The sequence below is a fragment of the Aliivibrio finisterrensis genome, from assembly GCF_008933155.1.
In the GTDB taxonomy this organism is placed as follows: domain Bacteria; phylum Pseudomonadota; class Gammaproteobacteria; order Enterobacterales; family Vibrionaceae; genus Aliivibrio; species Aliivibrio finisterrensis.
Map to the genome: position 1 here is coordinate 50,641 of NZ_WBVP01000006.1, position 14,510 is coordinate 65,150.

The 14,510-nt window shown below is 38.0% G+C and carries 17 protein-coding genes; 10 read left to right on the forward strand and 7 right to left on the reverse strand.

The features are described 5' to 3' along the window. Window positions 1-3: 3 nt before the first annotated feature. Window positions 4-1,191 (forward strand): amino acid aminotransferase, encoded by a 1,188-nt coding sequence (locus tag F8B77_RS07375; protein ID WP_151654814.1) that lies wholly within the window; start codon window positions 4-6, stop codon window positions 1,189-1,191. A 67-nt stretch (window positions 1,192-1,258) separates the two neighbouring features. Next, window positions 1,259-1,912: a putative ATP-dependent zinc protease gene (locus F8B77_RS07380; protein WP_151654815.1), complete on the forward strand. Its 654-nt coding sequence runs from the start codon at window positions 1,259-1,261 to the stop codon at window positions 1,910-1,912. A gap of 78 nt (window positions 1,913-1,990) precedes the next feature. Here F8B77_RS07380 and F8B77_RS07385 read toward each other — a convergent pair whose 3' ends face one another. The 5 genes from F8B77_RS07385 to F8B77_RS07400 all read right to left on the reverse strand — a co-directional run bounded on the left by F8B77_RS07385 (window position 1,991) and on the right by F8B77_RS07400 (window position 6,587). Further along, entirely contained in the window at window positions 1,991-3,409 is a 1,419-nt protein-coding gene (locus tag F8B77_RS07385; RefSeq protein ID WP_151654816.1) for an MltF family protein, read from the reverse strand. A 159-nt stretch (window positions 3,410-3,568) separates the two neighbouring features. Continuing rightward, window positions 3,569-4,831 carry a methyl-accepting chemotaxis protein gene (locus F8B77_RS07390; protein ID WP_244298232.1) on the reverse strand — a complete coding sequence of 421 codons (1,263 nt, stop codon included), beginning with the start codon at window positions 4,829-4,831 and terminating at the stop codon, window positions 3,569-3,571. Window positions 4,832-4,911: 80 nt separating this feature from the next. Further along, window positions 4,912-5,415, reverse strand: a complete 504-nt coding sequence (locus F8B77_RS17940; RefSeq protein WP_244298233.1) for a PDC sensor domain-containing protein — start codon at window positions 5,413-5,415, stop codon at window positions 4,912-4,914. A 170-nt stretch (window positions 5,416-5,585) separates the two neighbouring features. Continuing rightward, complete coding sequence (locus tag F8B77_RS07395) at window positions 5,586-6,125, reverse strand: hypothetical protein (protein WP_151654817.1); 540 nt, start codon at window positions 6,123-6,125, stop codon at window positions 5,586-5,588. A gap of 81 nt (window positions 6,126-6,206) precedes the next feature. After that, window positions 6,207-6,587, reverse strand: a complete 381-nt coding sequence (locus F8B77_RS07400; RefSeq protein WP_151654818.1) for a YgiW/YdeI family stress tolerance OB fold protein — start codon at window positions 6,585-6,587, stop codon at window positions 6,207-6,209. A 212-nt stretch (window positions 6,588-6,799) separates the two neighbouring features. Between F8B77_RS07400 and F8B77_RS07405 the strand changes: the two genes are divergently transcribed. From F8B77_RS07405 to yjjG, 5 genes are read left to right on the forward strand one after another with little or no spacing between them, the layout of a single operon-like run. Beyond that, window positions 6,800-8,305 (forward strand): cobyric acid synthase, encoded by a 1,506-nt coding sequence (locus F8B77_RS07405; RefSeq protein WP_151654819.1) that lies wholly within the window; start codon window positions 6,800-6,802, stop codon window positions 8,303-8,305. Window positions 8,306-8,318: 13 nt separating this feature from the next. Next, window positions 8,319-9,053, forward strand: coding sequence for a molybdate ABC transporter substrate-binding protein (modA, locus tag F8B77_RS07410; RefSeq protein ID WP_151654820.1), 735 nt, complete (start codon window positions 8,319-8,321; stop codon window positions 9,051-9,053). Beyond that, complete coding sequence (modB, locus tag F8B77_RS07415; RefSeq protein ID WP_151654821.1) at window positions 9,053-9,742, forward strand: molybdate ABC transporter permease subunit; 690 nt, start codon at window positions 9,053-9,055, stop codon at window positions 9,740-9,742. Before modA ends, modB begins: the two co-directional genes overlap by 1 nt. A 3-nt stretch (window positions 9,743-9,745) precedes the next feature. Beyond that, window positions 9,746-10,840, forward strand: coding sequence for a molybdenum ABC transporter ATP-binding protein ModC (gene modC, locus F8B77_RS07420; RefSeq protein WP_151654822.1), 1,095 nt, complete (start codon window positions 9,746-9,748; stop codon window positions 10,838-10,840). 37 nt (window positions 10,841-10,877) lie between these two features. Further along, window positions 10,878-11,558, forward strand: coding sequence for a pyrimidine 5'-nucleotidase (gene yjjG, locus F8B77_RS07425; RefSeq protein ID WP_151654823.1), 681 nt, complete (start codon window positions 10,878-10,880; stop codon window positions 11,556-11,558). A gap of 91 nt (window positions 11,559-11,649) precedes the next feature. On the opposite strand, the gene F8B77_RS07430 is transcribed toward yjjG, so the two are convergent. Together F8B77_RS07430 and F8B77_RS07435 are read right to left on the reverse strand one after the other, a co-directional pair. After that, window positions 11,650-11,838, reverse strand: a complete 189-nt coding sequence (locus tag F8B77_RS07430) for a DUF2986 domain-containing protein (RefSeq protein ID WP_151654824.1) — start codon at window positions 11,836-11,838, stop codon at window positions 11,650-11,652. A 4-nt stretch (window positions 11,839-11,842) separates the two neighbouring features. Next, window positions 11,843-12,361, reverse strand: a complete 519-nt coding sequence (locus tag F8B77_RS07435; protein ID WP_151654825.1) for a DUF2058 domain-containing protein — start codon at window positions 12,359-12,361, stop codon at window positions 11,843-11,845. 86 nt (window positions 12,362-12,447) lie between these two features. On the opposite strand from F8B77_RS07435, the gene F8B77_RS07440 reads away from it, so the two are divergent. From F8B77_RS07440 to torC, 3 genes are all read left to right on the forward strand, one after another. Further along, window positions 12,448-12,756 (forward strand): cysteine-rich CWC family protein, encoded by a 309-nt coding sequence (locus tag F8B77_RS07440; RefSeq protein WP_151654826.1) that lies wholly within the window; start codon window positions 12,448-12,450, stop codon window positions 12,754-12,756. A gap of 329 nt (window positions 12,757-13,085) precedes the next feature. Next, window positions 13,086-13,262 (forward strand): trimethylamine N-oxide reductase system protein TorE, encoded by a 177-nt coding sequence (torE, locus tag F8B77_RS07445; protein ID WP_130045382.1) that lies wholly within the window; start codon window positions 13,086-13,088, stop codon window positions 13,260-13,262. Window positions 13,263-13,319: 57 nt separating this feature from the next. Next, the gene (gene torC, locus F8B77_RS07450) at window positions 13,320-14,498 is read left to right on the forward strand and encodes a pentaheme c-type cytochrome TorC (RefSeq protein ID WP_151654827.1); all 1,179 of its coding nucleotides are present in this window, start codon (window positions 13,320-13,322) and stop codon (window positions 14,496-14,498) included. Window positions 14,499-14,510: the final 12 nt, after the last annotated feature.

Consider the following 14,510-nt stretch of genomic DNA (forward strand, 5'->3'; position numbering starts at 1 on the left):
AATATGCTGCAAAATATAGCGACTCCTGCTAAAGATCCTATTCTTTCCCTTTCTATTGAATACCGTGCTGATGATCGTGACAACAAAGTCGATCTCGGCATTGGTGTTTATCGTAATGACAAAGGCCAAACGCCAATCATGAAAGCCGTGAGTGATTCGGCGAAATCCATTGCGGCAGAGCAAACAACAAAAGCTTATGTTGGTCTTGCTGGTTGTGAAGTTTTTAATCAGAGTATGGTTGATTTATTACTACGTGATACCTCTGCGTATGAGCGTGTGTCTGCGATTCAAACTCCTGGTGCGAGTGGTGCTTTACGCATGCTTGCAGACTTAATCAAATCAACTGAGCCTGATGCAACGGTTTGGATAAGTAACCCTAGCTATATTAATCATCAGCCAGTAATGGAAGCGGCTGGCTTAAAGGTTAAGCACTACAATTATTTTAATCCTGCAACAAAACAAGTCGATAGTGCCGCTATGATGGCAGACCTTTCAAAAGCAGGCCCTAAAGATATTATTTTGCTTCACGGTTGCTGTCATAACCCTACCGGTGCTGATATTCGTCTTTCTGACTGGATTGCAATTACAGAATTAGCGCTAAAGAATGGTTTTATCCCGTTTGTAGATATTGCGTATCAAGGGTTTGGTGATGGATTAGAAGCTGATGCTGCAGGTCTGCGTTTTATGGCTGACCGTGTTCCTCAAATGTTTATTGCTACTTCATGCTCGAAAAACTTTGGTTTATATCGTGAGCGTACTGGCGCAGCGATGGTTATTGCTGCCAATATTGAAATAGCCATGAATGCCAAAGCAAAACTTCTGCAAATGGCACGTGCTACTTATACCATGCCGCCCGATCATGGTGCTGCGATTGTTGGACGTATTCTAAATGATGAGGCGCTAACCTTATCATGGCGTACAGAGCTTGATGAGATGCAAAAAAGACTGCTAAGTTTGCGTGCCGATCTGTGTGCAGCGCTACGAGTTGAGACTCAGTCGACAGATTTTGATTTTATTGAGCAGCATAAAGGTATGTTCTCTGTTATCGGTTTTAATCCTAATCAGATGGCAAGTTTAAAATCGGAATATGGTATTTATGCGGTAGGTGATGGACGAATTAATATTGCGGGAATGCAAAAGCAGCATATTGATTATATTGCCAAATCTATTGCTTCTGTTGCAAATACGTAACAGATATTTTTGAGATATTCACTATACTAAAATGAATGATTACAAATGAGACAGTAAAGGAAAGCGCATGAAAATAACAAAAAAATGGTCAACGTTACTTTTACCTATTTTACTTGCTGGTTGTATGTCTACAACAGCAACAACGACACCTGATGAGGCGGTGGAGAAGCCTGCAGTTGAGCAACCAGTTACTCCTGAAAAAAAACCAGAGATAAAACCTGAGCAAAAACCACAAGTTGATCCAAAACCACAAGTTAAGAAACCAGTTGCGACTAATTTAAAAACAGCAGATGGTAAATTAATTCTAGGTGAAGAAGAGTGGATGTACATCAAGGCGATTAATCATAATGCGAAAGCTCGTATTGACACCGGAGCAACCACATCATCAATCTCAGCGATTGATATTGAGATGTTTGAGCGTGATGGAAAAGATTGGGTGAAGTTTAAATTAGCGCATAACGATAAAGAAACAAAAGAGTTTGAATCACCTGTTGTGCGTATTGTAACGATACGCCAGTCAAGTACAGAAGAGCGAGCAGATCGTCCTGTTATCGATGCTTGGGTTCAAATAGGTGATTTAAAGACTAAAACAGAGTTTACATTGAATGATCGTACGCACATGACTTTTCCTGTACTGTTAGGGCGAACTTTCTTCCGTGATGTTGCAGTTGTTGATGTAAGCAAAAAGTTTGTTCAACCAAAAGTAAAATTAGCTAAATAAAGCCTATTTATTCTGGTTTAGGTTATCTAATATAATTAGCAAAAAATGCCCAAATTAGATTTGTGCATTTTTGTATGGCTAAAACAGTTTGTAGTTAGAGGCATTTTGGTGCTCTCTAAGTGATTGCAGTAGCGCAATCTGCTTATAGATAACATAGTAACGGCTAATATTTGCAACATAATGCACAGGCTCTTTGCTGACGTATTTACGGGCCATTATTTCCACATTATTAAACCAAACATTTGGGTCATATCCATGTTTTACTGCCATTCTACGCATTTTTCTTACATTAGCGGGCCCTGCATTATAGGCAGCCAATGAGAAATACATTTGATTCTCTTTGGTTATCTCAGGTTTTAAGAAGTAGCGTTTATGGACAAAATCCATATATTTAACCCCTGCGTGAATATTTTGCTCTAACTCTCTGAAATTTTTAATGTTAATGTAAGGTTCTCTTGCTGTTTTTGGTAGGACTTGCATAATGCCTACGGCCCCCATATGAGAAACCAGTCGATTATTAAATCTTGATTCTTGATAGGCTTGAGCTGAAATCATTAGCCAATCAAATTGGTATTGCTCTGAATATTGTTCAAATAAGAGAGCAAGATTATTAAATTGTTTCACAGTGTTTGGGTTTAATGCATTTTTTAACCACTTGGAATTATCAAGGTACTTATTATAAATAACATTACCTAGAAAAGATCCTTGTTTGATTTTCTTAGCGTATTTATTTACTGCGGATTTTAATTGAGGGCTGTTTTTTCTTATCGCCCAGCCAATATTCGCATCGGTGCGAATCGGAAGAGATTCATGGACCATTATATTATCCATGACTTTTGTCCACAGTTGAGATTTATGGCTATCTATAACCGTCATTGGTAGGATGCCTTGGTTTATCATTTCCATTAATTCGTAATCTTGGAGATTTTCTTCAATAAATTGGACATGAATAGGGGGGATCCCATTGGAAGAGAGCTGTTTATTAATTTTCTGTAGGCTTTCAAAGTAGCTTGAACTTGCTCTAACCCATACTTCTTTACCTGATAACTCTTCAAATGATGCAATTGTAGGTGTTGATTTTGATGTCACAAGCCATTCTTGGCTGTTGCTTATAATGGGATCACTAAAATCCACATATTTAAGACGTTGAGGAGTGATCGTTAGGTTTGCTACAGCGATATCACCAAATCCTGCTTCGAGGGCATTAAGTAAGTCATCTCGTGGAACAGGAATAACTTGAACATTTACATGAATTTTATTTTTACGTAAATGTAGTTCAAAATGATGAAGAAACTCAGCAATAATACCTTTAGGTTGCCCTTTCTCTATGTAGTAAAAGCCGAGATCTGCCGAAACAAGAACTCTAACCGTCCCTTTCTTCTTTAAACTATCAAGATCTCCAGTATACGGAACTTGCGCTAAGGGCGATAACTCAAGAGAAAAACCGATACTTGGTAGTAATATAAGAAACAGTATGAAATTGCGAAATCGATGCATGCCGAAATATCCTTTTTAACAACACCTTAACAAGTTAGGGTTAAAAAGAGATGAAATCAAGCATTTTTGTTAGGATACGGTAAATTCCTATTTTTAAAACAAAAAGCCAGTGTATATTTCGAATATATACACTGGCTTTGTTAGTCACTTACTTAGGTATCAATATTTAAACAAATTAACCTGATTATTTAATTGCTTAGCAATGCTACGTAGTTCTTCTGATAACTTTTGTGAATTATCAGCTTGATGTGACATTTGGTCAGACACATCGTTAGCTGATTGGATATTCTTACTTACTTCATCAGTCACGGTTCTTTGCTCAGCAGCAGCACTTGATATTTGAGTTGCCATGTCTGAGATTTGGGTAATAGAAATTGAAATCTCTTCTAATGCTTGAGTGGCATTATTTGCGTCATCAACACTTGATTGAGCAAAGGTCTTGCTTTCGTCCATACTTTGAACTGCATTTGCCGTATTGCGTTGTAGTGTTTCGATCATATTGCGAATCTCATCTGTTGAACTATGAGTTCGTTGGGATAAAACACGAACCTCATCAGCAACAACAGCAAAACCACGACCTTGTTCACCTGCTCGTGCGGCTTCAATCGCTGCATTTAGTGCAAGTAGGTTTGTTTGTTCAGCGATGTCACGAATGGTTGAAAGTATAGTATTGATATCTTGTGCGTTTTTATCTAACTCTTGAATAATACCTGAAGCATTATCCACTTGATTTGCAAGGTTCGTGATTGATTCTTGGTTACGCATGATAACTTGCTTTCCGTGCTCACAGTTTTCTGTTGAGCTAACCGCTGAATCTGCCGTCATCTGTGCATTGTTAGCAACTTCTTGAGCTGTTGCTGACATTTCATGAACAGCAGTAGCAATTTGTGAAATTTCATTTAGCTGAATGGTTAAGCCATCACTAGTCTGACGGGCTACTGCTGTACTCACTTTTGATTGTGAATCCAGCTCCGACGAGGAAGTTGCAATATCTTTCACTATGGATTGAAGTTTTTCTACAAATCCATTGACGTGGCCAGCTAATATACCAATCTCGTCTTTAGAATTGACTTTAATACGTTGTGTTAAATCGCCATTCCCATTTGATAGGTCTTTCATTGCTTCACTTAATGTATTTAGAGGAGCTAATGCGTGCTTAATTAAGAACATAGCGAGAGCGGCAATGATAGCGATTTGAACTAACGTCATAATAGCTGAGTCACGTAATACGCTACGAACCGACGCGAATGCCTGTTTTTTATCAACCACAACAATGAAATACCAATCGGTTTGAGGAACTTTTTCGGCGGTTAAGAAAGCATCGTTACCGTAAACATTAACTTCAGTTTGAGAGTGACTTGTTGCGAGTTGCTGAATTCGGTTTAGTGAGAAATCATGCCCAAGTGCTGAGATAGACTTCATTGTCATGTTTTTATCAGGATGTGCGACAAAGTTACCGTTACCATCAATAAGGAATGCAGAAACACCATCTTGGTTGATAGCTAGAATATCATCAACAATAGATTGAATACTAACGTCGGCACCAATAACGCCACGATAACCATTGTATTGAACGCTTTAGCAATAGTAATGACTAATCCGCCATTACCTGCATCTAAATAAGGACTTGTTACTATGGTTGATGTTTTTGATAATGCCTCTTGATACCAACCTCGTTGTCTAGGGTCGTAGTCAGCGGGCACTGGATTATCAGTATTACTTTGAAAAAACTCACCAGTATCAAGGCCTGCATAAGTAATTATGAAATGTCCAGCACGTTGAGACTGATTGAAGTAGCTAATAGGGACATCAGAATGAACAAATGCGTTCGTTGATGCCTCAACAATATTAGTTCGGCCACTTATCCATTTATCAAGGCCAGATACACTTGCTTTAGTGATAGCTGCTGAAAATTGATTTACCGAACGATAGGTTTCATCGAGTAATTGACGTCCTGTCATTACTGTTTGAATGGAAGCCATCACTAAGATGACTACAACAAACATGAGTGTGAGCTTATTTTTTATGGATATATTACTTAACATTGGTTTCCCCCGAATCCTTTGTTTTATAGTGCATCGTACCATACAACGAATGTGGGTAAATTATTTGTTATAATTGTTATAATTGTTATTATCAATAGATATATGTGCCGGGTTTGTCGCTTTTTTTGAGTTTAAAATGTAAATCTTGCTGTCATCATTACCTGATTACCATAAATACCACTGAATTTTGCTTCAGCGCCGACAGAAAGTTGCTCGGTAGAGTGGAAGCGAAAATGCACGCTACCAATATCTTTGTTTGTGTTGCTATTAAAGAGTTGGCCATATTTTGCACCAACTTCAATTTGTTGCACTAACCAAGCACGAAAACCAAAATTGACTTCAGTGAGCATTTGATCACCAAATTTATCACTTGATTTGTCTTTTACGTTATGAAGTAGCAATTGACCATAAATATCTGCAAATTCATTAATAGGACCGTTAAAACCAATACCACCATTGATATCCCAATCACCTTCAAATTTACTTTCAATTTGTCCAACTAAGTGCGAATTTTCTGTAAATTGTTGGTTAATTTGGGCTCCAAATGTACCAGGACTCGTTCCTACTCGAGCTTCAAAAAAGCTATAAGGGAAGTTATTGGCCACCGCTGTTGAAGAACTCAATGCTGTTGCCAATATAAGTGCCTTTTTAATGTGTTTTGTTGATTCCATACCCTATTAACCTAACATTCATGAATTTTATCTATAAAAAAGCCTGCAATATGCAGGCCAAGTTATGATAAGTTGATTTTTTTACAGGATTTGCATTCTATCTACTTCTATTTCAGGTACTTTACCACCTTCATATTCACCAAATAAACGCACCTTCGTGGTTTCATTTATAGCGGATGGTAATGAGATATCATCGTCTAACTCAATTTGGATTTCTGTTGTACCATCAGAGAATAGGTATTTATCTTTACGAATATGACGGATGATTTTTCCATCTACAACGGCATTCTTTTCTGTAAACATACTTGTATCTTTCAGTAATTCAGCAACGGTAATTGTGCTTACAGGGCCCGTATAGTTAAATTGTGCTTGTTTATGGTTGCTGTGATCATCATTACCAGCAAGAGCGATAGTTGGAGATAAGGTTAGAGCTGCGGTAATGGCAATAATTGTCTTTTTCATAATAGATCCTTAAGTGATGCATAAGAGTTAATTTAAGCGGTGTCGCTTCGATTGAGCTATTAAAACAAAACACGCTTGAATCTATCGTGAGTAAATTATTCATATTCCATTCATCTAAACTTAAGAAGTGAAGAAGATAAACAGATCCTCCCTCTTAACAGAGAATAATGATAATATCAGTGGCTTAATATCTAACGTAAATAGATGGAACTATGAATAAAATTTCTCCACTGATGGTTCAAGGAACCACCTCTGATGCTGGTAAAACGGTGCTGGTGGCAGGCTTATGCCGAGTTCTTGTCAATAAAGGGATCCAAGTTGCCCCTTTTAAACCACAGAATATGGCACTTAACAGTGCAGTAACCGAAGAGGGAGGGGAAATTGGTCGTGCTCAAGCTCTTCAAGCTGATGCCGCAAGAGTTAAGCCTCATGTTCATATGAATCCTATTTTATTAAAACCTAACACAGATATTGGTGCTCAAGTAATTGTTCAAGGTAAAGCCATTGAAACAATGGATGCTTGGGGCTTTCAAGATTACAAAAAATTAGCCATGCCTTATGTATTGGAATCGTTTTCTTATCTTACTGAACATTATCAATGTGTTGTTATTGAAGGGGCAGGAAGCCCTGCTGAAATCAACTTACGTGAAAACGACATAGCCAATATGGGGTTTGCTGAAGCGGCTGATGTTCCGGTTATTATTGTTGCCGATATCGATCGTGGCGGTGTCTTTGCTCATCTCTATGGCACATTAGCTCTTCTCTCAGAATCAGAACAAGCGCGAGTAAAAGGATTTGTTATTAACCGCTTTCGTGGTGATATCTCTTTACTTGTTCCCGGTCTCGAGTGGTTAGAAGAAAAAACAGGTAAACCAGTATTAGGCGTTATTCCTTATTTGCATGGATTAAATTTAGAAGCGGAAGATGCGATTAAGAGCGAGCAGCAGGAGAAAGGGAAGTTTATAGTTAAAGTACCTGTTGTTACACGCATAAGTAATCATACCGATTTTGATCCTTTGCGCTTACATCCTGAAATAGATCTTCAGTTTGTTGGCAAAGGACAATCATTATCAGGTGCTGATTTCATTATTCTTCCTGGGAGTAAGTCTGTGCAAGTCGATTTACATTATCTAAAATCGCAAGGTTGGGATAAAGACATTGAAAGGCATCTTCGTTTTGGTGGCAAAATCATGGGCATTTGTGGTGGTTATCAAATGTTAGGTGAAAGCCTTTCCGATCCACTTGGTCTTGAAGGAAAAGCCTCATCGATTGCAGGCTTAGGGTATTTATCTATTACTACGGAACTTAAAAAACAAAAACAATTAACGTTAGTCGAAGGAGATCTTAAGTTACCAAACCAAGAGACAGTAAAAGTCAAAGGATACGAAATTCATGCAGGAGTTAGTACTTACATAAAAGAAGAGGAAAAAGGGGGGGATAATCATTTCCCTATCTCAATTACAAATGAAAGTATGGTAAGGCATGATGGTACACTTAATGACGAAAGCACCATTTTTGGTACTTATTTACATGGTATTTTTGATGAACCAAGCGCGTTTGAAGCAATCCTGTTTTGGGCTGGGTTAAAAGAAAATAAAGCGATAGATATGGATGCGATTCAAGAAGAAGCGATTGAGCGCATTGCTGAGTCTATAGAAGAGAGTTTAGATCTATCGCAGATCTGGCCAAATGAATTTGAAAAAAAAGCGGCTTATTAAGGAAGGTATAAGTATGTCTCAATTGGCATTATTTTTAGTATTGGTGTTTAGTGCTTTATCGGTATCAGCAAATGTTACTGTTTATGCTGCTTCGTCCTTAACCAATGTAATGAATGACATTGTTGATGATTATCAAGATAAAACGGGTGATCGAGTCCGTGTTAGCTATGCCGGTTCATCGTCACTGGCTCGACAAATAGCCAATGGTGCACCAGCAGATATTTACCTTTCCGCCAACACTAAATGGATGGAATACTTGGTAGAGCAAGATCAAATTGATACTGCAAGCAAAGTTGATTTATTACGAAATAGCTTGGTTCTTATTGCCTCTAAGACAACACCAAAAGAAAATACATGGCACTGGTTTATTGGGCAAAAAGGCTTTCGTATTGCAATGGCTGATCCAAGGCATGTTCCTGCTGGAATCTATGGAAAACAAAGTCTTACAAAACAGTATCGTTGGCCAGAAGTAAAAGATCATATAGCATCAGGTAACAATGTTCGATCGGCTTTATTGTTTGTTGAGCGTGATGAAGCGCCTGTCGGAATTGTGTATAAAACAGATGCATTGTTATCGAAAGGCGTTACGATTGTTGAAGAGTTTCCTGCAGATTCACATGATCCGATTGTCTATCCAATGGCTATCATAAAAAATAAAAACTCAGATAAGGTGACTCGCTTTTACCAATACCTATTGTCTGATGAAGCAAAAAATACATTCATCTCTTATGGATTTTCGACTATCTAATGATATTAACGGATTACGAAGTAGAGGCTTTACTATTAAGTTTAAAAATTGCAGGTATTGCCGTTAGCTTTTCTTTGCCTATTGGCATTCTTTTGGCTTGGGTGTTAGCTCGCTGTGAATTTAAAGGAAAGGGCTTACTTGATGGTTTAATTCATTTACCTTTAGTGTTGCCACCGGTAGTGATTGGTTACTTACTGTTAATTTCAATGGGGCGACAAGGTGTTATTGGTAAATGGTTATATGAGCTATTTGGTTTAACGTTTAGTTTTAATTGGAAAGGTGCTGCACTTGCCTCCGCTATCGTTGCATTACCTTTAATGGTACGTGCAATTCGCTTAGCTCTAGAATCCGTCGATCAAAAGTTAGAGCAAGCCGCAAGAACATTAGGCGCTTCACGCTCCAAAGTATTTACTACGATTACCTTACCGTTAATGTTACCGGGAATTTTAACTGGTGCAGTATTGGCTTTTGCACGAAGTTTAGGTGAGTTTGGTGCAACGATCAGTTTCGTCTCGAATATAGAGGGTGAGACTCGAACGCTCCCTCTTGCTATGTTCAGTTATATTGAAACCCCAGGAGCCGAAATGGAGGCAGCACGCCTATGTGTGATTTCTATTATTGTTGCTTTAATCTCATTATTACTCTCAGAATGGTTAGCACGTGCCAGCAAAAAAAGGTTAATGGGTTAATTCATGTTAGTCATTGATATAAAAAAACAATTAGGTGATTTGAATCTTGATATTCAGTTAACGTTACCCTCATCTGGGATCTGTGCCGTTTTCGGGCGTTCGGGCGCAGGTAAGTCCTCACTTGCTAATATAGTTAGTGGACTTAGCTCACCAGATTCAGGGCGAATCACTCTTAATAACTCCGTATTATTTGATTCTGAGAAGAAAGTATCTATACCACCAGAGCAGCGTCATGTTGGTTATGTTTTTCAAGATGCGCGCTTATTCCCCCACTATAAAGTAGAAGGAAATTTGCTGTATGGATGCAATGGAAAAAGAACGCATTTATTTGATGATGTCGTAAAGCTGTTAGACATTGAATCTCTGCTGCAACGTTATCCGCATTCATTGTCTGGTGGTGAGAAACAAAGAGTGGCGATTGGCCGAGCTATCTTATCAGAGCCTGCATTACTTATTATGGATGAGCCATTAGCCTCTTTAGATCTACCAAGAAAACATGAAGTAATGCCTTATTTAGAAAGGTTAGCAAAAGAAATCCAAACCCCAATTATTTATGTCACCCACAGTTTAGATGAAATTTTACGTTTAGCCGATCACATGGTTTTATTGAACCAAGGTAAAGTGAGTCTATCTGGAGACATTACTGATGTATGGGGATCGCCATTAATGCGCCCTTGGTTAAATGCATCAGAACATTCTGCATTATTAGAAGGATTTATTACTGAGTTACATTCAGATCACCCTATGACATTAGTCACCTTAAATAATTCTCAGCAGGGTATCTGGGTTAAGGCGCCTTGCAAGTGTACGGAAGAAGGGCAAAAAATTCGATTACGTATTCGAGCTAATGATGTTTCTTTAATTAAACAGCAACCAGAACAAAGCTCTATTCGTAATATTCTTCCAGTAATCATCGACAGTTTAACGGAAGATAAAGAAAACGATGTAGTGGCAGTTAAATTGAATTTATCTGGACATATACTGTGGGCCAATATTACACGTTGGGCACAAGAAGAACTGGCATTAGACGTTGGGCAACACTGGTTTGCACAAATTAAAGGTGTAAGTGTGACTCAATCAGACTTATGCTCAAAATAAAGATCTTGAAAATATAAGCCTCATAAAGGAAGTAAATATGAAGTACCAATGGATATTATTTGATGCCGATGAAACACTCTTTCATTTCGATGCGTTTGCAGGTTTGCAACGTATGTTTGAAGGATACGGCATTCATTTCAGTAAAGAACAATTCATTGAATATCAATTGGTAAATAAACCATTGTGGGTGCAATACCAAGATAATGAAATTACCGCTCAGCAGCTACAAGAAACGCGATTTGAAGAGTGGGCAAAGAAAGTCGGCGTTACACCAAAAGCGATGAACAGTGCTTTTATGATGGCAATGGCAGATATTTGTACACCACTAGATGGCGCAAGAGAATTACTTGATTCATTATTAGCAAGCAATGTGAAAATGGGAATTATCACTAATGGCTTTACTGAACTGCAAAAGAGCCGTTTGGAAAAAACAGAATTCAGTCATTACTTTGAATTGATTACGATTTCAGAGCAAGTTGGTGTAGCTAAACCGAATAAACGTATTTTTGAACATACTTTTTCTATGATGGGTGAGGTTGAATTATCAAACATATTAATGGTTGGTGATAACCCTGATTCAGATGTTCTTGGTGGAATGAATGCAGGTGTTGATACATGCTGGTTAAATGCAAGCCAACAAGCATGCCCTGAAGGTGTTGAACCAATCTATACAGTTAAGAACCTGAATGAGTTACAAGTACTGTTACATAATGCTTAGAAGGCTTTTGATGCAGTAAACTGTATTATTATAAAGCACCTCATTGTTTATTATAACAATGAGGTATTTTTGTATCATTTGACCAGAAATATTACTTTTCTGATGGTGTTACTTGTTCTGTGTTTTCAGACTCTACTGTTGCTTGCTCTGCTTCAAGAGCCATTTTTTCACGATCAGCTTTACTGATGTATTTTGGCTTATTATGCGAACGGCTATTTTTTGTTTGGGTTCTGCGGTGTTTCTTTAAAAGAGTCTCTTTAACTTTGTTTTTACGGCTCATTGTATTACCACATTAAATCATCAGGAATAACGAATTCCGCATACGGGTCGTCTTCATCCTGTGCATCTTCCGCTATTACGTTGTTAAGCACAACAACTGATTCATCACGCAAGGTAATCTTATCAGCCACACCTGCAGGGACAATTTCATAATCGTCATTAAAGTGCACGATAGCAAGACGGCCAGCAACTAATTGCGTTTGCATTGTTTTATCAACATACATTTTTTTGACTAGTGTACCGTCAGTAAAGTTATAACCAATGTCACCGTGAGAGCGATCTAGTTTATTTGCAGTGATCAATTGTTTGATTTGAGCGGTTAATTCTTTCTGAACTTTCTCGGCTTTGTGTTTCAAGCTTAGTTCTTTGTCTTTTTCAGCTTGAGCTGCTTTGTTCAATTCTACAGCCGCTTTTGCTTCACGATTTTGAACGCGTGATTTTTTTGAAGCTTTTTTTGCTTTTGCTACTTTCTTTTGGTTCACTAACCCAGCTTTTAGCATTTGCTCTTGTAAGCTTAGTGCCATAAATCATTCCTAATAATAACGATATTGAATTCCAATGATTATCCCATGACTTGTATGGGATTTAAAGGATATAGAGAGAAGTAAAGATGAAAACACCCTGTATTGCAGCTTGCAAAAACGAAGATGGCATTTGTATTGGTTGTAAACGTACCATTACTGAGATCATAGAGTGGAAATCAATGACTGATGAAGAAAGAGACAGAGTGATGGATAGATTATCAGGTAAAACAACAGCACATACTTGTCCTGAATGCACAAAGCCAGCGCAATGTGATATCAAAATGGGTAAAGAAACGTGTTGGTGTTTTGAGGTCGAAACTCGCGATGTAGGTATTGTTTCTGAGAATTCAGAATGTTTATGCCAAGATTGTTTAACAAAGAAACCGATAGCGTGATATTTACGTGCTACCTTATAAATAGGGTCCTAAATTTGATATAGATCAATTGATAAAGTTATCAAAGTTACCCATCCTTTAGAGGTATTTAACATCGTTAACAATATTTACATAAAATTAATTTGTCACAAGTGTTAATATTCCTACATATCACCTCTCAATTAAATACATCTCTGGATGAACGCAAAAAACTAGTCGATAAAGGGACTTATCTGAAAAATTTAATTGAAGCACTATTTGTGAGGGATTAAAATCTATGTCAAATAGGTTCGATAACTTGTTAACATTTTCTATAATTTTAAAGTAGAAAGATAACTAGGAATAAAATTATGAGCAATGCAATAAAGCAAAACGATGGAGCAGAACGTTCTTCTGAATGGAAAGCATTTTTCTTCATTACGGTTGTTCTTTTCCCAATTCTAAGTGTGGGTGTGGTTGGTGCTTACGGTTTCTCTGTATGGTTCATGCAGATGCTGTTTTTTGGTATGCCAGGTCACGGTGGTTGATTCTTTTTTAAGTATCACCAGCTATAACAAATTAGAATTATTTAAAGAGAAGCAATTATGATGTCATTACTTAAAAAAGCTTGGTCGGTTTTTGCCCGCCCGAGTGTTCATATCAGCTTGGGTGTACTTACCCTTGGTGGTTTCATCGCAGGTGTTATTTTTTGGGGTGGCTTTAATGTTGCGTTAGAAGCAACGAACACTGAAGAGTTCTGTGTAAGCTGTCACGCTGATAACATTGTACCTGAATACGCAGGTACTATTCATGATAAAAACCGTTCAGGTGTTCGTGCTACATGTCCTGACTGTCACGTTCCTCACGAATGGACTTCAAAGATTGCTCGTAAAATGCAAGCAAGTAAGGAAGTATATGCACACATATTCGGTTTTATTGATACACCAGAGAAATTTGAAGATCGTCGTATAGTTTTAGCCCAGCACGAATGGGACCGTTTTAGCGCAAACAAATCTCTTGAGTGCCGTAACTGTCATGACTATGACGGCATGGATTTCTCTAAAATGCAACCTACAGCACGTATTCAAATGCAAGGTGCAAAAGAGCGTGATCAAAGTTGTGTAGATTGTCATAAAGGTATTGCACACAGCCTTCCTGCAAATATGGATAGCTCGGGCGGTATGGTTAGTGAGTTAACTCAACTAGCAAGCAACACTAAGTACGAAGATGGTCAAACGTATGTTTCTGTTCGCCATCTTCCTATGTACGAAGATGATAAATTAACGATCGAAGCTGGGCTATTAAATCCTGCATCTCAAGTCACTGTAGTGGAAGAGAAAGGTGATGCAATGAAAGTTGCAATTGAAGGCTGGCGTAAAGTTAAAGGCTTCGGTCGTGTTATCCAGGAAGATTTTGGGTTAAATATCGCTGTAGGTTCACTGCTTAAAGATGCAGCTCAGAACGATAAATTTGTTCAGAAATTTGAAACTAAAGAAGATGATCTAACAGGTCTACCTTGGCAGCGTGTAACTGTAAATCTATGGATGAAGAAAGAAGATTTCTTACCTGACTACACTACAGTTTGGCAGAAAGCGGAAGAGTCATACAAAACAAACTGTTCTGTATGTCACACACAACCAGCTGAAGCGCACTTCGATTCTAACACATGGCCTGGTATGTTTGACGGTATGATGGCATTCGTTAACTTCGATACAGACAGTAAGTCACTTGTATTGAAATACCTACAAAAACACTCTTCAGATTTTTCTGACGAAAAACACTAAGAATTAATGGAG

Coding starts and splice junctions, on each gene's coding strand:
- F8B77_RS07435 (WP_151654825.1), bottom strand. CDS start 12,361: ATGGCACTAAGCTTACAAGAGCAAATGCTAAAAGCTGGGTTAGTGAAC.
- torC (WP_151654827.1), top strand. CDS start 13,320: ATGATGTCATTACTTAAAAAAGCTTGGTCGGTTTTTGCCCGCCCGAGT.
- torE (WP_130045382.1), top strand. CDS start 13,086: ATGAGCAATGCAATAAAGCAAAACGATGGAGCAGAACGTTCTTCTGAA.
- F8B77_RS17940 (WP_244298233.1), bottom strand. CDS start 5,415: ATGTTTGTTGTAGTCATCTTAGTGATGGCTTCCATTCAAACAGTAATG.
- F8B77_RS07385 (WP_151654816.1), bottom strand. CDS start 3,409: ATGCATCGATTTCGCAATTTCATACTGTTTCTTATATTACTACCAAGT.
- F8B77_RS07380 (WP_151654815.1), top strand. CDS start 1,259: ATGAAAATAACAAAAAAATGGTCAACGTTACTTTTACCTATTTTACTT.
- F8B77_RS07430 (WP_151654824.1), bottom strand. CDS start 11,838: ATGAGCCGTAAAAACAAAGTTAAAGAGACTCTTTTAAAGAAACACCGC.
- modC (WP_151654822.1), top strand. CDS start 9,746: ATGTTAGTCATTGATATAAAAAAACAATTAGGTGATTTGAATCTTGAT.
- F8B77_RS07390 (WP_244298232.1), bottom strand. CDS start 4,831: ATGAAGTCTATCTCAGCACTTGGGCATGATTTCTCACTAAACCGAATT.
- F8B77_RS07400 (WP_151654818.1), bottom strand. CDS start 6,587: ATGAAAAAGACAATTATTGCCATTACCGCAGCTCTAACCTTATCTCCA.
- F8B77_RS07395 (WP_151654817.1), bottom strand. CDS start 6,125: ATGGAATCAACAAAACACATTAAAAAGGCACTTATATTGGCAACAGCA.
- F8B77_RS07375 (WP_151654814.1), top strand. CDS start 4: ATGCTGCAAAATATAGCGACTCCTGCTAAAGATCCTATTCTTTCCCTT.
- F8B77_RS07405 (WP_151654819.1), top strand. CDS start 6,800: ATGAATAAAATTTCTCCACTGATGGTTCAAGGAACCACCTCTGATGCT.
- modA (WP_151654820.1), top strand. CDS start 8,319: ATGTCTCAATTGGCATTATTTTTAGTATTGGTGTTTAGTGCTTTATCG.
- F8B77_RS07440 (WP_151654826.1), top strand. CDS start 12,448: ATGAAAACACCCTGTATTGCAGCTTGCAAAAACGAAGATGGCATTTGT.
- modB (WP_151654821.1), top strand. CDS start 9,053: ATGATATTAACGGATTACGAAGTAGAGGCTTTACTATTAAGTTTAAAA.
- yjjG (WP_151654823.1), top strand. CDS start 10,878: ATGAAGTACCAATGGATATTATTTGATGCCGATGAAACACTCTTTCAT.